This is a genomic window from Solirubrum puertoriconensis (genome assembly GCF_001483135.1).
Lineage (GTDB): Bacteria > Bacteroidota > Bacteroidia > Cytophagales > Hymenobacteraceae > Solirubrum > Solirubrum puertoriconensis.
In genome coordinates, this window is record NZ_LNAL01000006.1 from 1088700 (window position 1) to 1106939 (window position 18240).

Annotated in this window: 18 protein-coding genes; 5 read left to right on the top strand and 13 right to left on the bottom strand. The window is 59.2% G+C overall.

What is annotated here, in order from left to right; translation table 11 throughout:
• Positions 1-161: 161 nt before the first annotated feature.
• The 9 genes from ASU33_RS09475 to ASU33_RS09515 all read right to left on the bottom strand — a co-directional run bounded on the left by ASU33_RS09475 (position 162) and on the right by ASU33_RS09515 (position 8938).
• Positions 162-1001, bottom strand: coding sequence for a mechanosensitive ion channel family protein (locus ASU33_RS09475; RefSeq protein ID WP_059070535.1), 840 nt, complete (start codon positions 999-1001; stop codon positions 162-164).
• A 193-nt stretch (positions 1002-1194) separates the two neighbouring features.
• Positions 1195-1626: a nucleoside deaminase gene (locus tag ASU33_RS09480; RefSeq protein WP_059070537.1), complete on the bottom strand. Its 432-nt coding sequence runs from the start codon at positions 1624-1626 to the stop codon at positions 1195-1197.
• 118 nt (positions 1627-1744) lie between these two features.
• Entirely contained in the window at positions 1745-2113 is a 369-nt protein-coding gene (locus ASU33_RS09485) for a SpoIIAA family protein (RefSeq protein WP_059070538.1), read from the bottom strand.
• Positions 2114-2503: 390 nt separating this feature from the next.
• Entirely contained in the window at positions 2504-5560 is a 3057-nt protein-coding gene (locus ASU33_RS09490) for a PD-(D/E)XK nuclease family protein (RefSeq protein ID WP_059070541.1), read from the bottom strand.
• 85 nt (positions 5561-5645) lie between these two features.
• Complete coding sequence (locus ASU33_RS09495) at positions 5646-6158, bottom strand: GNAT family N-acetyltransferase (protein WP_059070542.1); 513 nt, start codon at positions 6156-6158, stop codon at positions 5646-5648.
• 10 nt (positions 6159-6168) lie between these two features.
• Entirely contained in the window at positions 6169-6489 is a 321-nt protein-coding gene (locus tag ASU33_RS09500; protein WP_059070544.1) for a hypothetical protein, read from the bottom strand.
• A 17-nt stretch (positions 6490-6506) separates the two neighbouring features.
• Entirely contained in the window at positions 6507-7025 is a 519-nt protein-coding gene (locus ASU33_RS09505; RefSeq protein ID WP_059070546.1) for a GNAT family N-acetyltransferase, read from the bottom strand.
• A 34-nt stretch (positions 7026-7059) separates the two neighbouring features.
• Positions 7060-7473: a c-type cytochrome gene (locus ASU33_RS09510; RefSeq protein ID WP_059070548.1), complete on the bottom strand. Its 414-nt coding sequence runs from the start codon at positions 7471-7473 to the stop codon at positions 7060-7062.
• Between the two features lie 37 nt (positions 7474-7510).
• On the bottom strand, positions 7511-8938 hold the full coding sequence (locus ASU33_RS09515; protein WP_286130458.1) for a PQQ-dependent sugar dehydrogenase: 1428 nt from the start codon (positions 8936-8938) through the stop codon (positions 7511-7513).
• A 182-nt stretch (positions 8939-9120) separates the two neighbouring features.
• Between ASU33_RS09515 and ASU33_RS09520 the strand changes: the two genes are divergently transcribed.
• The 3 genes from ASU33_RS09520 to ASU33_RS09530 all read left to right on the top strand — a co-directional run bounded on the left by ASU33_RS09520 (position 9121) and on the right by ASU33_RS09530 (position 11320).
• On the top strand, positions 9121-9501 hold the full coding sequence (locus ASU33_RS09520; protein WP_160328168.1) for a transmembrane 220 family protein: 381 nt from the start codon (positions 9121-9123) through the stop codon (positions 9499-9501).
• 86 nt (positions 9502-9587) lie between these two features.
• Complete coding sequence (locus ASU33_RS09525) at positions 9588-10616, top strand: BamA/TamA family outer membrane protein (protein WP_059070554.1); 1029 nt, start codon at positions 9588-9590, stop codon at positions 10614-10616.
• A 176-nt stretch (positions 10617-10792) separates the two neighbouring features.
• On the top strand, positions 10793-11320 hold the full coding sequence (locus ASU33_RS09530) for a vitamin K epoxide reductase family protein (RefSeq protein WP_059070557.1): 528 nt from the start codon (positions 10793-10795) through the stop codon (positions 11318-11320).
• Positions 11321-11413: 93 nt separating this feature from the next.
• On the opposite strand, the gene ASU33_RS09535 is transcribed toward ASU33_RS09530, so the two are convergent.
• The 3 genes from ASU33_RS09535 to ASU33_RS09545 are packed head-to-tail and all read right to left on the bottom strand — an operon-like array spanning position 11414 to position 16097.
• On the bottom strand, positions 11414-14839 hold the full coding sequence (locus ASU33_RS09535; RefSeq protein WP_059070560.1) for a UvrD-helicase domain-containing protein: 3426 nt from the start codon (positions 14837-14839) through the stop codon (positions 11414-11416).
• A 51-nt stretch (positions 14840-14890) separates the two neighbouring features.
• Complete coding sequence (locus ASU33_RS09540; RefSeq protein WP_059070562.1) at positions 14891-15628, bottom strand: hypothetical protein; 738 nt, start codon at positions 15626-15628, stop codon at positions 14891-14893.
• 40 nt (positions 15629-15668) lie between these two features.
• Complete coding sequence (locus tag ASU33_RS09545; RefSeq protein ID WP_059070564.1) at positions 15669-16097, bottom strand: acyl-CoA thioesterase; 429 nt, start codon at positions 16095-16097, stop codon at positions 15669-15671.
• An 89-nt stretch (positions 16098-16186) separates the two neighbouring features.
• Between ASU33_RS09545 and ASU33_RS09550 the strand changes: the two genes are divergently transcribed.
• Positions 16187-16927, top strand: coding sequence for a hypothetical protein (locus ASU33_RS09550; protein ID WP_059070566.1), 741 nt, complete (start codon positions 16187-16189; stop codon positions 16925-16927).
• Positions 16928-17006: 79 nt separating this feature from the next.
• Here the strand turns inward: ASU33_RS09550 and ASU33_RS09555 are convergent, their stop codons facing one another.
• Entirely contained in the window at positions 17007-17702 is a 696-nt protein-coding gene (locus tag ASU33_RS09555; RefSeq protein ID WP_078063008.1) for a DNA alkylation repair protein, read from the bottom strand.
• Between the two features lie 237 nt (positions 17703-17939).
• Here ASU33_RS09555 and ASU33_RS09560 point away from each other — a divergent pair, with 237 nt between their 5' ends.
• Positions 17940-18131, top strand: a complete 192-nt coding sequence (locus ASU33_RS09560; RefSeq protein ID WP_059070568.1) for a cold-shock protein — start codon at positions 17940-17942, stop codon at positions 18129-18131.
• The last annotated feature ends 109 nt before the right edge of the window (positions 18132-18240 follow it).

Sequence of the window (18240 nt, forward strand, 5' to 3'; positions counted from 1 at the left end):
CGCATGATACGCAGAAAGGATTATTTGGCAATGCTCCGGTAGTACAATTGGCTGAATTGGCTATGACCCCTTTGCATAAAGCTGCAAACCCACCCCCGAATAAGGCTGTAGCTAGTGCCTTATACCCGGGGGTGGGTTTGTACCTAGGGCGGCGAATGTACTTACTGCACAGCGGCCGGCTCGGGGTAGTTTTGTTGCAGCAAGGTGTTTCTGATCGACTGCATCAGCTCGCTCTTGAGCTCTTGGGTGCCGCGTCGGTAATCCTCAGAGTACGTCCAGAAATACACGTGAAAAGTAGCCACCATACCCTCGGTTTTTTCGAGGATGATGTACGGCGTGTGCGGCTCTTCATTCTCAACATCTTTATAACCGCGCACAAAGGTTAGCAGCATTTCGCGCACGCGCTCGGGGCCGTGGTCCTGGCCTACATCCACGGCAACCTGAAAATCCTGCCGGATGTGCCCGTCGCGGGTGTAGTTGATCAGAGGCTCGCGCAGCACCATGGCATTGGGCAGATAGATGTGCTTGCCATCGAAGGTTTTGATGAGCGTAGTACGCAGGTTAAGTGCCTCAACGCGCCCCATAAGGGCTTGATTGTCGCGAATCTGAATGGTATCGTGGATGCGAAACGGCCGATTGAAAGCCAATACTACGCCAGCCAAAAAATTCTCCGCAATGTCTTTCAGGGCAAAGCCAACCACAAACGCCGTAAGGCCAGCACCGGCAATCATGCCACCCACTAAGCCCGTCATGCCCAATACTTGCAGCACCACAGTGAGGCCAAGGAGAATCAGCGCCCACCTGGTCAGGCGGGTCAGAAAAGCCGCTAAAAGTGGGTCGTGCGAGCGGGCGTGCAGGCGGCCTCCTACCAGGTTGCTGATGCGGTTGGATAGGAAAATCGCAATTACCAAGAGCACAATGGCCACTGCTACCTTGGGCAGTAGCTCGAGCAGGTGCGCCCAGTAATGGGCAAAGACGCGGTTGATGTCGTCTAGAATCATAAGCAGGAAAGTCGGTGGAAGAAGTGGGCAAGCAAGATTACAAGCCAGCCCAAACTTAGATTACGCACCAATCTGCCCGCAGGATTTTTCACGCCATACTGAAACTGTGGATTACAGGACACAAAAGCAGCGCCCACGCCGACTTACAGTTAGTAAGTCGGCGTGGGCGCTGCTTTTGCCGGCTTGCTCCTAGCTACTCTGCGATATCCTCGTTCCAGAGGGTGGGTTCAGCTTCGATAAACTCCTCCATCATCTGCACACATTCAGGCAGGTCCAGGTCGATTACTTCCACGCCATGGCTTTCCATGAATTCGCGGGCGCCATCGAAAGTGCGCGATTCGCCCACAATCACCTTCGGAATTTTGAACTGCACAATGGTGCCGGCACACATGTAGCAGGGCATCAGCGTGCTGTAGATAACGGTATCGCGGTAAGTGCTTTGGCGGCCGGCGTTAGTGAGGCAGTCCATTTCGCCGTGCTTGATGGCGGAGCCCTCCTGCACGCGCTTGTTGTGCCCGCGGCCTACAATTTGGCCGTTGCGCACCAGTACCGAGCCAATAGGAATACCACCTTCCGAACGACCTAGGCGGGCTTCGTCGATGGCGGCTTGCATGAATTCGTCCATGAAAATGAAATAGGGTTGTGGGCGCAAAGGTAGCGGGAAGCCAAGCTCGTGCGGTCAAATGCCCTAGGTGGGCAAGCAATATCGGGCAGGCAGCAGCCCACTAACCAGACGAGCCACGCTAAACAGCTTGCCCGCGGGCCCAATCCTCGGCTGATTGCTTTTGCTGCGGGGTAAAGTGTTTGATGAGTGCAGGCGAGAGGCTAGTGCCCAGACCAACGGCGGCGTTTACCAGCGCGCTTTCCTGGCTAATCACGGCTACGCGGTTGAAATCTTTGTAGTGCTTAATGTCTTGCCTGATTTCCTCCCAAAGGGCCCGCAGCGAAATGCCATCGAAATGGCGCACCTCCACGCACACGTTTACTTTGTTCCAACGGGCAATTTTCTGCTCCATTACAGGCACCACCTGGTCGTAATCGGCCCGGCTGATAGGGCCATCGATGATGAAGGTGAGCAGATTGTGGTCGGGATGATCAACGGCTCGGAGCACTGGCGCAGACAATTAGGTTTACGGCATTTGTTACGCGTCTCTGGCAGCAGGGTTGATAACAAGCTACGAGGTAAAATAAAGCGACCAGAACACCCAGTCCCAGAAGGGAGGTAACACAAACGGGCTTATGATTAAGCAACCGTATAGTATGGCTGATTGCTCATCGTGTTGCGAAGCGAAAAAGAAGCACATACCGAAATAAAGGACAGCCTGGCTAGCCAAACTTGCGCTACACGTCACCGCGAAAAAAGACGAATATGGACGCTTGCGCTTGGCAGGTGTATTACTTAGCCTTATGCAACCGACTAAGCAGGCCGCTACCAAAACGCCAGCCAACGCCGGGTACAAGTAGAGCAAAGCGTATTGCTGAAGGGCGATTTGCATTCTTGCCTACCGTGCGCAAATGCCTTTGTAGGGGCACCACTGACACACATTCAGGTCGTCGGTTTTGCGGATGGGCTCCTTGGGGTCGAGCATGCGGTCGACGAGGCGGGTAAGCACCTGCTGGCTAGTTTCCTCGAATAACTGGCCTTCGGCCGTAAGAAACCCTAGGTCGGCAGAAAGCGGGGTAGGGTCAGGGCTGCGCAGGGGCACAATGGCGGCATCGGCAGCGGCGTAGCCGCGCTGGGCCAGCATCAGCCGGTAAAGCCAGAGCTGCCGCACCTTGTCGGCGCCGCCACCAGCTTCGGTTACCATGCGCTCCATAGCCTCTTGGGGGGTGCGCTTGCTGCGGCTGCCGCCCATCAGGTTGAGCGAGGCCGCGTGCACCGAGCCGGTTTTGTAGTCGATGATGCGCCGGCGGCCGTCGGGCAGCTCGTCGATGCGGTCGGCAAAACCGATTAAGCGCACGGCCACCCGGTCGCCGGCTTTGGTTTCCACGAACACGGTGCCGTGCAGCTGCTCCTCCAGGCCCACTACTTTCAGCGGACCGTCAGTGTGAATTTGTGCAATCAGCGAATCCAGGTAACGCTGTACCAAGTGCCGGCCCACGCCGCGCAGCACATGGTTGAGGCCTTCGTCGGGGAGTTGCTGGCGCGGTGTGGTGGTTTCGCTGCCGTCGTCGAGGGCTAGGCCGCGTTCTAGCAAATCGGCTACGCGCGGCTTCCACGATTCTACGTCGTCGGCCCCAATGGCGCGGCCGGCCGTCACATAAGGCCGCATCAACTCCTCCAGCACGTAGTGCACAGCGGTGCCGAACACGTCGGCGCCTAAGTCCTCGGCAACGGTTTCCTGCTCCTGAAACTTGGCCACCCGCGAAAAGTAAAACTGCAGCGAGCAGGTGAGAAACTGGTTGAGGCCCGAAGCCGACAGGCCCCGCTCGAGCAAGCCCCGGATGGCCCCCAGCATCTCCCAGTCTTTCTCCAGCACTAGGTCGCCTTCGTACTTCTGGTTGCCTTCGGAGCCGCGGGCTATTTCGCCGCCAACTTCAAAGCCCTCGGGTGTAACCGTGGCCGAAGCGGTCAGGTCGAGCACTTCGAGGTTGGGGTTCTGAATCTTGAGGTCGTTCTCAATCTGCAGCAAAAAACGGCTCCGCTCGCCCGCCTGCACGCCCTCCGAACCCGGCAGAATATGCACCAGATCGACGCGCTTGGCCCGCTGCAACAAGCGCCAGAATTGATGCGAAGTGGCAGCTTCGTGCTCGGCGTAGGTGGGCATGCCGTACTTGGTGAGCACGTCATAGGGGAACAACGAGGTGTTGCGCTTGGGCGCGGGCAGGATGTTCTCGTTGCAACTCAGGATGATGATGTGGTCGAAATCCAGGGCGCGGGTTTCAAGCAAACCCATCACCTGCACCTGCGCAATCGGCTCGCCCGAAAAGGGCAGGCGCGTGCGGCCCATCTGCTCGTACAAAAAGCGGCGGAACGAGCGTACCGAAGGGCGCTGCTCGCGGCAATCGAAAGCCGAATCGAGCTGGCGTACGAGCGTGTAGAACAGGTAAAGGTACTCGGCCTCGATGGCGGTGTGCTCCTGGCGGTACACATCGCGCAGCAAATCAATTACTTCGTAGCAGGCGCGCACCACGTCGTCGCAGTTGCGCCAGGGACGGAACAAGGCCTCCACCAGCGGGTGGTGCCGCCCTAGGTCGCGCAGCTCGTCTTCGGAGAGCAGCACGGCGTTGCGCTTCACAATCTGGCGGCAAATGTCGTCGAGCACGCCGTGGAACTGCTGCAGCTCGGGCTGGTGGTCGAGCCACTGCTCGTAACGGCGCAAAAAGGGGTGCGCCAGCAGCTTGGTTACCGTGAGGTGGTGGTAGCGCCGCACGCCGTAGTCGGGGCCGGTTTCGCCCTCGCGCACGCCCGTGAGGTGCACCTCAAACAGCAAGTCGATGAGGTTGAACAGCGGGGTGCTGCGGAAGCTCAGGCCCATGGTTACGTTGAACTGCGGCACCTGCTCGGGGGGCAAGCCGTGCAGCACGGGCAGCAGCAAGGTTTCGTCGGGCAGTACCACGGCCACCGAGGCGTTGGGCGCGGTGTGCAGTCCTTCGGCCACCAGTTGGCCAGCTACTTTGCCTTGCATGGAGTTGTTGGCCACGCCAATCATGCGAATCTGGCGGGGCAACGTGCGCAGCAAATCCTCGGAGCCGGTTTCGGCAAAGCCAAATGCCGCGGGCCCTAGGTCGAGGTAATCGGCAATGCGGCGGAAGGGCAGGCCCGCCCGGTTCGGCGACTCGCCATCGAGGTAAAACCGGTCGGTATCGAAACGTACTTCGGCCTTGGCTTGCTTGAGCAGCAAACGAATCAGGTACTGCTCGGCACGCGACAACGTGCCCAGACCTAGGAAGATGTGTTGCGGTACCTGCGTGGGGTCGTCCTGCAGGCGCTTCTGCATGTGGTCGACAGCCAGGCGATACGCCAAGCCGGGGTAGGCGAGGGCCTGGTCTTTGAGGCGCCGGCGCAAACGACGGTACACCTTTTCGAGGTCGTCCCAAAAACGAAACCACGCCGCCGTGGCCGAAGCCGGGGTGGGCGTGTCGGTAAGGTCCCAACGCTCCAAGGCTTTGGCTTCGGAGAGGTACTCGAACAAACCGGCCGGGTCGGCCAGGTTCTGGTCGAGGGCCGAGAAGTCGTCGAGCAACAACCGCGACCAGCCCGTGAACAGGTCAAAATCCAGCTTGGGGTCGAGCTCCCGCAGAATGTCGAAGAGCATGAGCTGCAAAGCAATGGGCTCTTCTACCTGCACGCCGGCCAGCTCCACCATGTAGTCTTCCATGGAGGCTACCCTAGGGCTCCAGATGGCCTCGCCCTTGGGGGCCGCCAGTGCCAGCTCGTTTTTCAGGTACACCACCGCGCGGCGAGTAGGCACCACCACCACTAGGTCCGAGAGTTCGTTACCCGAAAATCGGCCAAGCAAATCCTGAGCGGCCTGGCGCAGAAAAGGTTGAAGCGCAGTGGCGTGGGGGGCGGAAGCGGAAAAAGGCAGCGTAGCGGCAGAAGCAGAAGAACTCATTAAGCGTAAAAATAACCCAAAGAATAAGGTTCTGAGCCGGCAGCGGCATTAATAATGTGCCCGCGCCAAGGGCCTGGCCTGCGGCCTAAAGTTGATTTTCAATGGTGTAAAACCTCACGGGCCCGCCGTAGAACTCCGCCATGTGCCGATAGCGCATGCCGCACTTTTCGAGCACGTGCTGCGAGGCCACGTTTTCGGGGTTGGTGACACCTACGATTTGCTGCAGGCCTAGGTCCTCGAAACCATAGCGCAGCAGGGCTTTGGTCATTTCGGTGGCATAGCCCCGGCCCCAGTATTGCCGAAAGAAGCGGTAACCCACCTCGATGTGCCCCGATGCCTCTAAGTGTTTCAATACGTGCACGCCCACAAACGCGCCGGTGCTTTTCTCGATTACGGCCCAGCGCCCCAGGCCTGGAAACTTCTCGTAGTTGGCAATCAACTCCTCTAGGTACTCGCGGGTGCCGTCGTAGGTGCGGGGCGGAATAATGTAGCGCATCACCTCGGGGTCGGAGTCGAGGCGGTACAGGGTATCGAGGTCGGTAAGAGTAAGTTGGCGCAAGGCCAGACGCTCGGTTTCGGGTAGCGCGGAGGGTTGCAACGTGAAACGGCTATAGATTGTAGATGTCGGCCCAGGTTTGGCTTAACCACACCGCAGTACCAATGGGCAGTTCGCCGACGCTGTCCGATTCGATGAGCAGGACGTAGTCAGCCTGCTGATCCGTTTCTGCGTCGTCGGCGGGGCGCTGTAGTTCTTCTACCGATGCGGGTACCGTCAGGGCTTCGTCGTTGCTGAAGCGGATTTCTACCTCTAGATTGGCGTGGATGGGAAAGCGCCGCAGGCTTTGTTGGTGCCGCCGCGACATAGCCAGCATGCCCAGCCCTGGCAAATGCAGACTGTTCTCAATAATCATAAGGAGCTGGCTGGGCATAGGCTGGCGGCAAATGGTTATTGGGCGGTAAGGTTGGGGTTGTCGGCGGAGTAGAAGCGCTGCTCAGCGCCGTAGTAGAAGGCTTTGCCCTGAAAGCGCAAGCCGCACTTTTCGAGCACGTGCTGCGAGGCCACGTTCGCATCCGTTGTGATGCCTACTACTTGGGGTAGGTTCAGTTGCTCAAAGCCATACTGCACCAGGGCTTTGGCCATTTCGGTAGCGTAGCCGCGGCCCCAATAAGCCGGCAACAAGCGGTACCCTACCTCAATCATATGCGTCTGATCGAGCGGCTTGAGCAGGTGCAAGCCAACCACATTGCCCGAGGCTTTTTCTATCGTCAGAAACCGGCCCATGTTTGGCCAACGCTGGTAGTCGGCCTCCATGTTATCCAGGTATTGCCTAACCACCTCGGCGCTTTTGGGCGGGCCGATGGTAGCCATGATCTGGGGCTCGGTATTGAGCAGGTAGTAAATATCGAAATCGTCGGGGGTGATGCGACGCAAACGCAGGTTCTGGGTTTCGGGCAGTGTATGCATGGCGGCAAGTTAGCCCCGCGGCACCATAAGCCGACTACTTGCTCTTGGGCGCACGCACCGGGCCGCTGGTAAGGGCCTTATCGGGGTTGGTGCGGCGCAGGGCCTTCATGTACACCACGAGGTCGTCGAGCTGCTCGGGCGAAATTTCGTGTTTCTTGAAGGATGGCATGCGCCCAACACCTGCGAAAAATGCGCGACTACGAACCCGAAAACGGAGGGCGACGCCCGGCAAAGGCACGTTGTTGACGGCCGGGCCTGCACCCGCCTCGCCGCCGGGGTGGCACTTTTGGCAATTCTGCATGTATACCAAGTGGCCTCGTTGCACCCGGGCATTGCCGGCCACATCGAGCGAGCCACCTAGGGGTTCACTGCGGCGGGCAGTGCTGCAAGCGGCCAACACCAAGCCGAGCATGGCCGGCGCCCACAATTTGTTCAACACTCGTTTCATGGCTTGGGTGCAGGTTAGGTGCGCTTCAGGGTTCGACTTACTGCTTGGTAATCTTCCAGACCACACCGGTTTGCTTGCGCGGGCTGGGGCCTTGTTCCGTCATGGGCATCACGCCAAAATCAACGACGTACAGGGCTTTGCCGCTAGGGTCGAAGCGGGCCGTAACGGGGCGCTCCAAGCCCGCGCTGCTGATTTCGGAAGCCGGCCCGTTGGTGCGCCCTTTGTTTACCACAAAATCTTCCACAGCGCCGGTTGCCGGGTTAACGCGCACCACCTTGTAGCCCACCGGCCCATACACGCGGCCTACCTCGGGAGCCATGTCGCCGAACTGGGCAATAAACGCTTCGCCTACGTGGCCGAAAGCCTCGGCACGCGAAAAATCGAAGCCGTTGGAGGATGAATGCACGCCCAAGATGGCAGCGGGCTTCGGGGGCTTTTGGGGGTGCGAGGCCAGCAGAAATTTTGGGTCGTTTTTAGGTGTTTCGTAGTCGGAGGTGTTCATGGGCTGGCCCGCCGAGTAATCGGGGAAGCCGTACCACGCGCCGGGCTTTATCTCCCACAGCACGTCGCCGCAGCCGTAGCCCGGCCGCGAGCCGCGGGTATCGTAAGCGTTTTCGGTAGTAAACAGGCGCCCGTCGGGCGAGTAGGCCAAGCCAAACGGGTTGCGCAGGCCCCAAGCCACGAGCTCGGGCTGCCCGCCGCGCAACGACACGCGCATAATGGCTCCGGTACACGGCAACTGGCCTTTTACCACTTGCCCTTTGCTGGTAGTGGTGCCAAACGGCACGAAGGCGCCGGTAGTAATCTTGTCATCCTTGGCTTCGGTCAGGGGGTTGTCGGACTGAAAGTTCTCCCCGCTGAGCGTAATGTCTTGGCACGGAATGTCGTGAAACTCGCGGCGGCGCGTCAGCCAGCCGTAATCGGCATTGTCGGGGCCTACTACGCCCGAGTTGGTGGCCGTACCCTGGCCGAAGTAGATGTAGCCATCGGGGCCCACTACGGGCATGTTGGTGTGGTGGTCGCCGTAGCTCGGCAGCTTGTCGATGACGACACTCATCTGGCCTTGCGGCGATACGCGCAGGATGCGGCCGCCTTCGAGCTGACCGCCCTCCGAGATGTAAAAAGCGCCGCCGTGGTAGGTTACGCCCGTCCAGGGGCCGTTTTTGCCCCCCACGTATACCTCGCTGCTGCGCCCGCCGGCCTCAATGCGTAGCAAGCGCGGGGCCGTCCATACCTCGCCGTATGAGTAACCGGCCTCCAGCACGTAGGGTGTGCCGCGCTCGTCGAACGCAATGCCGGTAGGGTAGGTAAGGCCTTGCGCAACTACCTCCACGCGGTAACCGCTCGGTACGGCTACATCCGTAGCTTCTACGCGCCGGGCCAAGGGCTCAAACGTTTGGGCACCGCCATAATGGCCGCGCAGCTTGTAACAACCGCTAAGCGAGCTTGCAAGTAAGAGCGCCAAAGGCCCAAAAACGAGTTTGGCAGGAGTAAAAAGCTTCATAAACAGCGCTTCACAAGGTTAAGGTAACGGAGCAATTACTGGGATATACTCCTTGTACACAGCCGATGTTGTGCCCAACCGGTGCGGGCTGCATCCTTGCTTCGGCGGCGAGCGTACTGCCGCTGTACCAACCTCGCCTTGCTATGCGCCACCGCTACATATTTGGCACCCTGTGCTTGCTGCTTGTGGCCTTTGCTGGCCTGCAGCTGAACGACCCCGACCCGCTGCTCTGGGTTACCCTATACTTGCTACCGGCTGCCACACTTGCCTGGGCTGCTGCGCGCCCGCTGCCGCGCTGGGTGCCGGCAGTGTTGGCCTTGGCCTACCTAGGGCTGAGTGCTTGGTGGTGGCCAACCAGGTTCGATGGCGTAACCGGACCAATGAACCCCGGCACCACCATCGAAGACGCCCGCGAAGCCCTGGGCTTGCTTATCTGTGCCAGCTGCTTAGGCTTGGCGGCGTGGCTGGGGCAACACCGGCGGAGCAGCTATTCATCCATGCTAAAGCCACAGCCAAACGCCTGATGCAGTCATCAGTACGTTATGCTGCGGTTGTAGCCCTGGGGCTAACCGGGTTGTTGCAGGCTGGCTTTGCCCATGCTTCAAGTCGGATGGCGCCAGATTCGGCAAAGGTTCGGCGTGTGGGTGTGTTGCCGGTGCCGGCCATTGGCTACTCGCCCGAAACGCGTGGGTACCTAGGCGCGGTGGCTTTGTTCACCCTGCGCTTGTACCCCCAAGACACCCTTACGCGTACCTCCAACGCCAAACTCGAAATCAATTTTACCCAGAACCGGCAGCGCATTTTTAGCGGTGAGTGGACGGTGCTGTTGCGGCGCGAGCAGTACCTAAGCCAGGGTGCGGTGTCGTACCTGCGCTTTCCGGAGTACTTCTGGGGGGTAGGCAACGATGCGCCCGAATCGGCCAAAGAGTTGGTAGATAGCCGCCGGGTAGAAGTGCGCGCCACCTTGCTCCGAAAGCTGCGGCCTTACGTGTTTGTAGGACCGCGGGCGCAAGTGCAGCACTTGTATGGCGTGCGGCCCGCTGCCGGAGGCTTGCTCGAGCATGGCCAGGCCGTAGGGAGCCGCGGGGGTACCTCCAGTGGGGCGGGCTATGAGGTGGTATACGATGGCCGCGACAACCTGCTAAACCCGCAGCGGCGCGGCTACGCGCGCTTGGCTCAAACGTTCTTTGGCGGTTGGCTTGGCAGCGACTTCCGCTTTACTCGTTACGAGCTCGATTTGCGCCGGTACCTGCCTTTGGGCAAGCGAGTAGTGTTGGCCGGGCAATTGGTGGGCGTGCTCCACTCCGGCGAGCCTCCCTTTCGGATGTTGGCCCTGCTGGGCTCGGAGGCTGATATGCGCGGCTACTACCGGGGCCGTTTTCGCGACCGGCAGTACACCGCCGCGCAGGCCGAGCTGCGGTTTCCGGTATACAAGCGTTTGGGCGCCGTAGCCTTTGCCGGCGGGGGGCAAGTGGCCCGTACCCTAGGTGACTTTGGGTTAAGCGAGCTGAAGCCAACCGTGGGCGGAGGACTGCGCTTCCTGATGGACCGGAAAGAGAACATCAACCTGCGCCTCGATTACGCCATTGGGCAGGATGGCAACAGCGGCTTTTACATTGCCTTCGGTGAAGCATTCTGATGGGCTGACCTAACCCTGTAAGCTTACCGCTTATGAGCTGCCGCCCCATCAAGTCAGCGTTAGTTGACTTCCGCTTCAGTGGCAGCTACAAATGCTTGAGCGCCACTGAACCTAGAGAGGGTTGGTGCGTACCGCATTCAGGCACGCTATTGTTTTCACCTCAATCTTTTAACTCAATGGACCCGCACCAACTAAGCAAGGAACTACGCCTCGAGAAAACCCCCGACCTTACGCGCCGCCGCTGGATTATCGGTTTGTCGTTGTTGGGTGCTGCCCTAGGTCAGATCGTAACGTTGTACCAAACCGGTATCATCAAGCACCTGCCCGATCCGCCCCTCGATGTGTTCGATTCCGATAAAGTTGATGCCTCCAATTACGCCTACAAGCGCCTCGATACGCCCGATGCCGCCGGCATGATCGTAACCTACGGCATCACCACCGCACTGGCCTCGGCCGGTGGCAAAAGCCGCGCCCTCAACAAACCTTGGCTGCCGCTGATGATGGGCACCAAAATCCTGAGCGACGTGCTGACGAACATGAAATTGGCGCAAGAGGAGTGGGCCGAAAACAAGAAGCTGTGCTTCTACTGCCAACTGGCCAACGTGGTGTCAGTGGCATCGTTGGCTTTGGCTGTGCCCGAGATAATTCGGGCCGTAAAGAACCTGCAGCAAGGCACCGGCCCAAACAGCGTGGCACAGGTGTGAGCGGAAGATGAGCTCAAACGCAAAGCGGCGGCGCGGTTTTAAACCGCGCCGCCGCTTTGCGTTTGTACACACATTTTGAGGATCAGCTGAGTATTAGCACGCAAACTCCACGGCCTCTTCCGTTTCGAAGTAGTATATCAGCCCACGCACATCGGTGTAGCCAAGGCGCTTAAACAACTGGCCGTACTGCTTCACGAGGTACTGATGGCGGTCTTCGGGTGGGGGTAGCCGAAAGTCGATAAGCGTAACGCGGCCGGGTGCGGGGCCTATTTCGGGCTGAAATACTACGCGGTCGGGTTTGTAGTCTTCGCGTGGGGCGCCCCCAACCAGTATTTCGCGCTCGGTTTCGGCCGCTACGCCCGCTCGGAAGTACTGCACCAGTTCGGGGCGTTGAACCAAGCGGTGCAGGCGCTGCAAGAGCTCAGGCTGTTCGCGGCGGCTTACCAGGCCTTCGGCCGTGAGCTGGCCGGCCACGCGCTCCACATCTTGCGCCGAGAGCACGCGACGCAACGCAAAGTGCAGCTTGCGGTTCCAGTCGCGCTGCTTTTCTTGCTCCGAAAAGTCGAATACCGTGGTGGCATGGCGGCGCAGGCGCAGGCGCTGCTCCCAATCGGCCGTATCGAGGTTGAGCAGCGGCAGCAAGGCATGCTCTGGGTTGTTCGGCTGTTTGGCAGCAGGGGCAGGGGCCGGAGCACCTTGGCTAAGCACGTAGGTAAGCTGCTCCTCGTTCCACTGACCTAGGTCGAGCAGGTAGCGGTGCAGCAACTGGGCTATATTGGTAGCAGGCCCTAGGTCGGCCTTGGCAGCTTTGGCGCCATCGGGCCGGCGGCTGATGATGTAGAGCCGGTTGCGGGGGCGGGTGAAGGCGACGTACAACAGGTTCAGGGCCTCAACAAACGTTTTTTCGCGCTCCACGGAGTACTGCGCCCCCAGCGTGGTTTGGTACAGTGCTTCGCGCTGCGTTACTACCGCCACGGGCGGCATATCGGCAATGGGGCGGTCGTCAACGTCGGGGAGGCGACCCCACAGGTATTCGCCGCGGCGGGGCTCTAGGCTCCAATCGGCAAACGGTACAATTACCACACCGTAGGCCAAGCCTTTGGCCTTGTGCACGGTGGTTATGGTAATGGCGTCGCGGCCGGCTGGCGCATTGATGCTCAGGTTGCTCTTGCGCTGATCCCAGTAGGCCAAGAAATTGCCTAGGTTGTTGCCAAAGCGCAGCGAGTACTCCAGCGTGAGGTCGAGGAAACGGAACAGGTACTCGCTTTCCTCGCGGCGGTGCAGCAGGCCAAACAAGCCCATGAGCTTTTCGCTGAGCTCGTACAAATCGAGGTTGCCGGTTTGGCGCTCCTGCACATCGTACCCCAGGCGGCGCAGCTCGTCGAAAAAGGGCAACGAGCGTTTCTGGTGCGCTATGTCGGCAATCATGCGGGCGCGGTCGGGGGTGGGCGGCAGGCCGCGCACCACCTTATCCACGAGCAGCAGTGCCTCCACGCGCGACAAGGAGTCGGCGGGTTGGTGCAGCACCCGCAAAATGGCCACGAGTAGGTTTACTACCTCGGCAAATTCCAGCGAAAGCGAATCGGCCGAAATAATGTCGTAACCACGTTCCTTCAGGAACTTTGCCACGCGGCGCGATTGGTCGCGGCGGCGGCACAGCACGGCAATGTCCTTGGGCCGGAAGCCATCAACCAGCGCCTGCTCTATCAGGGCCAGCGCTAGGTACAGCGTGCTTTCTTCGTAGTCAAGTGCATCGGCAGGGGAGTGGCCGGGCAAGGGCTCCTCGGCGTACACTCCGGCCCTAGGGTTGTAAATGCGCGCTGGGGCATCGGGTTGGGTAAACAGCAGCTCCACATGGCTCGGAGGGGCGGCATCGGTAGGTGCGGGCGAGTTCTGGCCGAAATGCTCGTCGTAAATCGACTGCACCAGCGGTAGTTGCGGGTGGCCCTGGCTGACGTGCGCGAAGAAGTCGTTGTTGAACTGGATGATTTGGGGGCCTGAGCGGTAGTTGGTTTGCAGCGAAGCTGGCTCCAGCGCGTGCTCCAGGGTAAAGTAGCGCCCGGCCAGCAAGTCGCGGGTTTCTTCGTCTTGGGCTTTATCAACTAGGGCACCAGTTTGGCCTTGGTACAAGCGCAGAATCTGCTCCATTTCGCCGCCACGCCAGCGGTAAATAGCTTGTTTGGCATCGCCCACGGCCAGCGACAAAAAACCGTTGGCCACGGCGTTTTCTACCAAGGGCAGCAGGTTGTTCCACTGCAGCTCCGAGGTATCCTGAAACTCATCGATCAGCAAATGTTGGTACCGCTCACCTAGGCGCTCATACAAAAACGGCACCGGCTCGCGCAGCACAATACTAGCCAACCGGCGGTTGAACTCGCTAATGAGCACTACGTTGCGCTCCTGGCTTACTTGCTGCACGGCCTTGCTCAGCTCGCTCAGCAACGACACGTGGAAGAGGTGCGGCAACAAGCCCTCGATCAGTAGAAACTGACTTAGGTAGCGCAGCCTGATAAGCGTCAGCTCCTCAAACACTTCCTGCAGCACAGGTTGCACGGCTTCCACCCGGCTTTTGCCCGGTTCCTTTTTGCCCGTGGCGCTGCCCCACACGCCGCTTTCGGCTACTTTCTGCGCAGTAGCGGTGGGCGTATCGCCGTCTTCGAGCCAGCGGCGCCAGTTTTTGAAGTGCGTGTACACGCCTCGCTCGCCACCGGCCAGCAAATCGGGCGTTACGCCGTGCTGCTCCATGGCCTCCAGGGCACGCTCAGCAGTGGTTTTTACCAGGTTCTCGAGTTCGTCGCGGCGTTGGCGCAGGGTTTTGTGCAGCGTCCGGAATTCCTTCAGCTCCATTTTCTGCAGCTGCGCTACGGCCTCGTGCACCGATTCGTTCAGCAAAAACTTGCCGAAGCGCATCAGCTCGTCGGGGAGGGTGTTCCAGCTGCGGCCGTCTTCGGCTTTGCTCAGGGCATAGTCCTGCAGGGTGCGCGTAAGCAGCTCGTGGCCCGAGCCACGGTTTACTTTATCGAGCAGCAGTGCCACCGCTGCGTGCAGCACCGATTCATCGTCCATCTCCACCTCGAACGCGGCGGGCAGGCCCAGCTCGCGCGTAAACGACTGCACTACCCGCTGCACAAACGAGTCGATGGTGCTCACGGCGAAATCGGCGTAGTGGTAGAGCACCAGCTTAAAGGTGCGCTGGGCCCGGCTACGCAGCAGGGTTTGGCGCTGCTCGGGCGTTTCGAGCACGCGCGGCAGCAGGCCATCAGCGGCTAGTTCTTCGGCCAATTCGGCCAGCATGCCGTCGGCTTTGGCATCGGTGCCGGGGTAGGCAAAGCCGCGCAGTGCGCCCACAATGCGCTCCTTCATTTCGGCCGCGGCGGCGTTAGTGAAGGTGATGGCCAGGATAGTTTTGTAGTAGCCCGGGTCTTCCGAACCTAGGGCCAACCGCAGGTATTCTTTGGTAAGCTGATACGTTTTACCAGAACCGGCAGAAGCGGAATAAATGCGGAAGGTGGCGGGCATTGCGGGAATTAAAGGGGCGCTACGGGAGTAGTAGTGGAGGCAAAGGAGCGGTTATTCCTCCTGGGCTTCAGTCGTGGTCGATGAAGTTGCTTTGGGCTGCTCTACCACAATACGCGAAGCCCCGGCGCGCTCCACCATCACTTGCTTGCCTAGCTCCGTGAGGTTGCGGCTTTCGTAAATCTTCATGGCCGTCGATACGTCGATGGCTTGGCGCGTCTGCTCGTCGAGGTCGAAGGTGAGCGTGATAAAATTGAGCTGCACACCTAGGGGCAGCAAGGCTTTGTTCGACAGCAGAAGCAGTTGGCTTTCTAGTTCGGCTTGATCCAGCTCTACAATGTCTTCGCTGAGAAACAAAGCCTTACTAACGTCGCGAATGCGCTTATCAATTACCATGTTTTCGGCCCCCTCGAAAGCCGAGGGGTGTAGCGCCTCCTGGCTATCGGCATGGGCGTTTGCTTTGCCTAGGTACTTAGCCTGACGGATAAACGCCAGCGGATCGACAATGGTGTAATCGTAATCAATCTGCACGGAGGCGCGCACCCGGTCTTTCAGATTGGTGATGAAGCGGCTGTCGCCCTGCATCGGAAAGTTCGGAATGACCACTTTCATGTGGCAGGGGTTCATGGTGCCTTTGGGAACTGCTTCACCAGCGGGCACCCGTTCCCAGTTCATGCCGCAATCGGAAGATATGAGCACTTGCTGGTTGGATTTAGCATAGCTGCATCCCGAAAGAATAGCAGCGGCTGACAGAACGTGGGCAAGGTTGCGTACGCGGCGAGAAGTAAACATAGAGCTACCGAAAGGCCGAAAGTTAAGGCCTAAAACGGGTTCATTCCACTGGTCCTTGCATCCGTTCAACCACGCTCTGCTCGATGCGTTTGGGCCGCTGCGTCTGCGGATCGAGCATTACCCACTTGGTTTCGGCTTCGCAGAGCAGGGCGCCATCGGCTACGCGTTCGATGCGGGTAAAGCGCTGCGAGGTAGCACCTTTCATCTCGCCTACCCAGGTAGTCAACAGAAGTTCATCGCCTAGGAGCGCGGGTTTGTGGTAGCGCACGTGGTGCTCCATTACTACCCAAATGTACTGCTCCCGCTCGCCCACGGGGTAGGCCGTTAGCCAGTGCCAGCCCGCAATATCCTGTATCCACTGCACGTACTGCACGTTGTTCACGTGGTTGAGCGCATCTATGTGCGATTCGACAACCGTGACGGGCCGGGTGAAGCGGAAAGCTGAGGCAGTAGGAGGAGTTGGTTGCATAGCTGAAAGTAACGGAAGAACACTCTACGCAGAAACCTTCGCTTTGGCAGGCCAGTACACCTAGGCACCAACCATTGCACCACACGTTCATGCCTTACGAACAGAACTTCGATTACCGGCCGACGCGCGGCGAGCGTGATCAGCACCGCAACGAAAACCGGAACAACAACGACCACCGCAACCAGGATAACCGCCGCAACGACAACGACCGTTGGGACGGTTACGAGCCGCGCGAACACCGCGGCCCCGATGGCAGCCGCTACGACCACGACAACCAAAACCGCGGCGACCGGCACAACGACTACGACCGCAGCCAACCGCGCGGCGACTACGGCCGCGACCAAGGCAGCTTCAGCTACGGGCGTCAATCGGAATACTACGATGGCCGTTCCGACCGGTCTTCCTTTAGCACCTCGCGCGAGCGGCAGAACCCCAGCGCGTTTCAGGGTGGTCTAGGGCCGGGCTCGAACCGCTACGAAGGCGACTACCGCGGCGGCCGTGGCTACTACTCCGACGAAGACCAGCGCTGGCGCCGCGGGCACGATGCCGACCGCCCCGACAACCGGAACTTCCGTGACCCCTACGACCGCGACGACCGCCCCGCCCGCGAGCGGCCCTCGGGCTACGGTGCCCCCGGCGAACGAGTACGCCAAATCAACGACCAATACGGCCACGATAGTTATGACGGTAGCAGCCAGAGCGGCCGCTACCGCGACGATGAGCGCCGGTACAACGACGACTACCCCGGCCGCGACCGGGCCCGCGACGACCGCGACGGCCGCTACCATTACGATGACGACAACGACCGGCGCAACAACCGCCGGCGCTAAACCCCACAACTCACAAGCGGCGCAGAGGTATACCTCTGCGCCGCTTGTGTTTTAGAAGCCCTAGTTAATGGTAGCCAACTTATATTTTGGAAGCTTTACGGGCCCACACCTTTTCGAGGTAGGGCCGAATAACAAAGGTTTGGCAAGCGGTGTCGCCGTGGTCGATGACAACGGGCCCGAGGCGGTCGGCTGCAGCTTCAACCATGTGCCGTAAAGTTTCGCTGCGGCAACCAATAGCAATGAGCGCATTGTTCATGCCCTCCTTGGCCCGGTTGGCAGCCTTGGGAATGTGGTTCTCTATTTGGCTGATATAAGCTTCGAGACACGCATCGGATAAGGCTGATTGCTGAGCTTGCTTAGCTAGTAGGGCGTAGCCTGTGCGCTGCACGAACTCGGCCGATTGGCTAGTCCATTCACCGGCTTTTTGCTCCGCGAAGGGAGTAGCAGCAACCAAGCCGGCAAGCGTATCCGCCAGTGCATGATTGCGTACATCGGCAACCCAAGCTTCTGCCTCGGCAGGGGAGAACTGCTTCGGATCGGCAATCATGGTAGCCAAGGTACGCGCTTCAAAATTGCCGCTTTGCCAGAGTGCCAAGGCAACTTGGTGAGCTAAGTCTTTGTCTTTGCCGCGTCCCACAAAGGCTTTCTTCAACTGCCCTAGGTGGGCATAGCTCACCCCGAATACATTGGGGCCTAGGCCATGGCGCAGGTAGGTGTTGCGGGTTTGCTCGGTGCCTAAGCTGCGCAATTGGTCCAATGTTTCAGAAACCATCATGAGTGGCTGGGTTAAATGTAAATAGTTGATTAACCGAATGTAAGCTACGGTGGCTGATGCCTAAGCCTGCACCAACGCGTTATAGCCCAAGCATCTTTCGCTTTGTCGGCAAATAAATAAGCATATCTTTACCAGCGTTTAAGAATAATTGCTTCCGTTTCTCTGTGTAGCATCTAGGTGTTTTCACAGGCTGCTGTTGCCGTTCAGCTTAAATAATTTATTCATCACCTCTTTACCATGCAGACAGGAACGGTAAAATTCTTCAACGAGACCAAAGGATTTGGTTTCATCAAAAACGATGCAACCGGCCAGGACATTTTCGTCCACGTAACTGGTCTCATCGACGAAATCCGCGAAAACGACAAAGTGCAGTTCGAAGTGGCCGAAGGCCGCAAAGGGCTGAATGCCGTGCAGGTGCGTCGCGCCTAGTTAGCCGACGTATCCTACAAGGATATAGCGTGATCAAAGCGGCCTGCTCCCTTGGGGCAGGTCGCTTTGTTTTTATGCTCAAAGCAAAAGATAGGCACAGTAATTCAAG

Coding starts and splice junctions, on each gene's coding strand:
- ASU33_RS09480 (WP_059070537.1), bottom strand. CDS start 1,626: ATGGACGAATTCATGCAAGCCGCCATCGACGAAGCCCGCCTAGGTCGT.
- ASU33_RS09545 (WP_059070564.1), bottom strand. CDS start 16,097: ATGCAACCAACTCCTCCTACTGCCTCAGCTTTCCGCTTCACCCGGCCC.
- ASU33_RS09540 (WP_059070562.1), bottom strand. CDS start 15,628: ATGTTTACTTCTCGCCGCGTACGCAACCTTGCCCACGTTCTGTCAGCC.
- ASU33_RS09535 (WP_059070560.1), bottom strand. CDS start 14,839: ATGCCCGCCACCTTCCGCATTTATTCCGCTTCTGCCGGTTCTGGTAAA.
- ASU33_RS09510 (WP_059070548.1), bottom strand. CDS start 7,473: ATGAAACGAGTGTTGAACAAATTGTGGGCGCCGGCCATGCTCGGCTTG.
- ASU33_RS09560 (WP_059070568.1), top strand. CDS start 17,940: ATGCAGACAGGAACGGTAAAATTCTTCAACGAGACCAAAGGATTTGGT.
- ASU33_RS09555 (WP_078063008.1), bottom strand. CDS start 17,702: ATGATGGTTTCTGAAACATTGGACCAATTGCGCAGCTTAGGCACCGAG.
- ASU33_RS09490 (WP_059070541.1), bottom strand. CDS start 5,560: ATGAGTTCTTCTGCTTCTGCCGCTACGCTGCCTTTTTCCGCTTCCGCC.
- ASU33_RS09525 (WP_059070554.1), top strand. CDS start 9,588: ATGGCGCCAGATTCGGCAAAGGTTCGGCGTGTGGGTGTGTTGCCGGTG.
- ASU33_RS09500 (WP_059070544.1), bottom strand. CDS start 6,489: ATGCCCAGCCAGCTCCTTATGATTATTGAGAACAGTCTGCATTTGCCA.
- ASU33_RS09550 (WP_059070566.1), top strand. CDS start 16,187: ATGCCTTACGAACAGAACTTCGATTACCGGCCGACGCGCGGCGAGCGT.
- ASU33_RS09530 (WP_059070557.1), top strand. CDS start 10,793: ATGGACCCGCACCAACTAAGCAAGGAACTACGCCTCGAGAAAACCCCC.
- ASU33_RS09505 (WP_059070546.1), bottom strand. CDS start 7,025: ATGCATACACTGCCCGAAACCCAGAACCTGCGTTTGCGTCGCATCACC.
- ASU33_RS09520 (WP_160328168.1), top strand. CDS start 9,121: ATGCGCCACCGCTACATATTTGGCACCCTGTGCTTGCTGCTTGTGGCC.
- ASU33_RS09475 (WP_059070535.1), bottom strand. CDS start 1,001: ATGATTCTAGACGACATCAACCGCGTCTTTGCCCATTACTGGGCGCAC.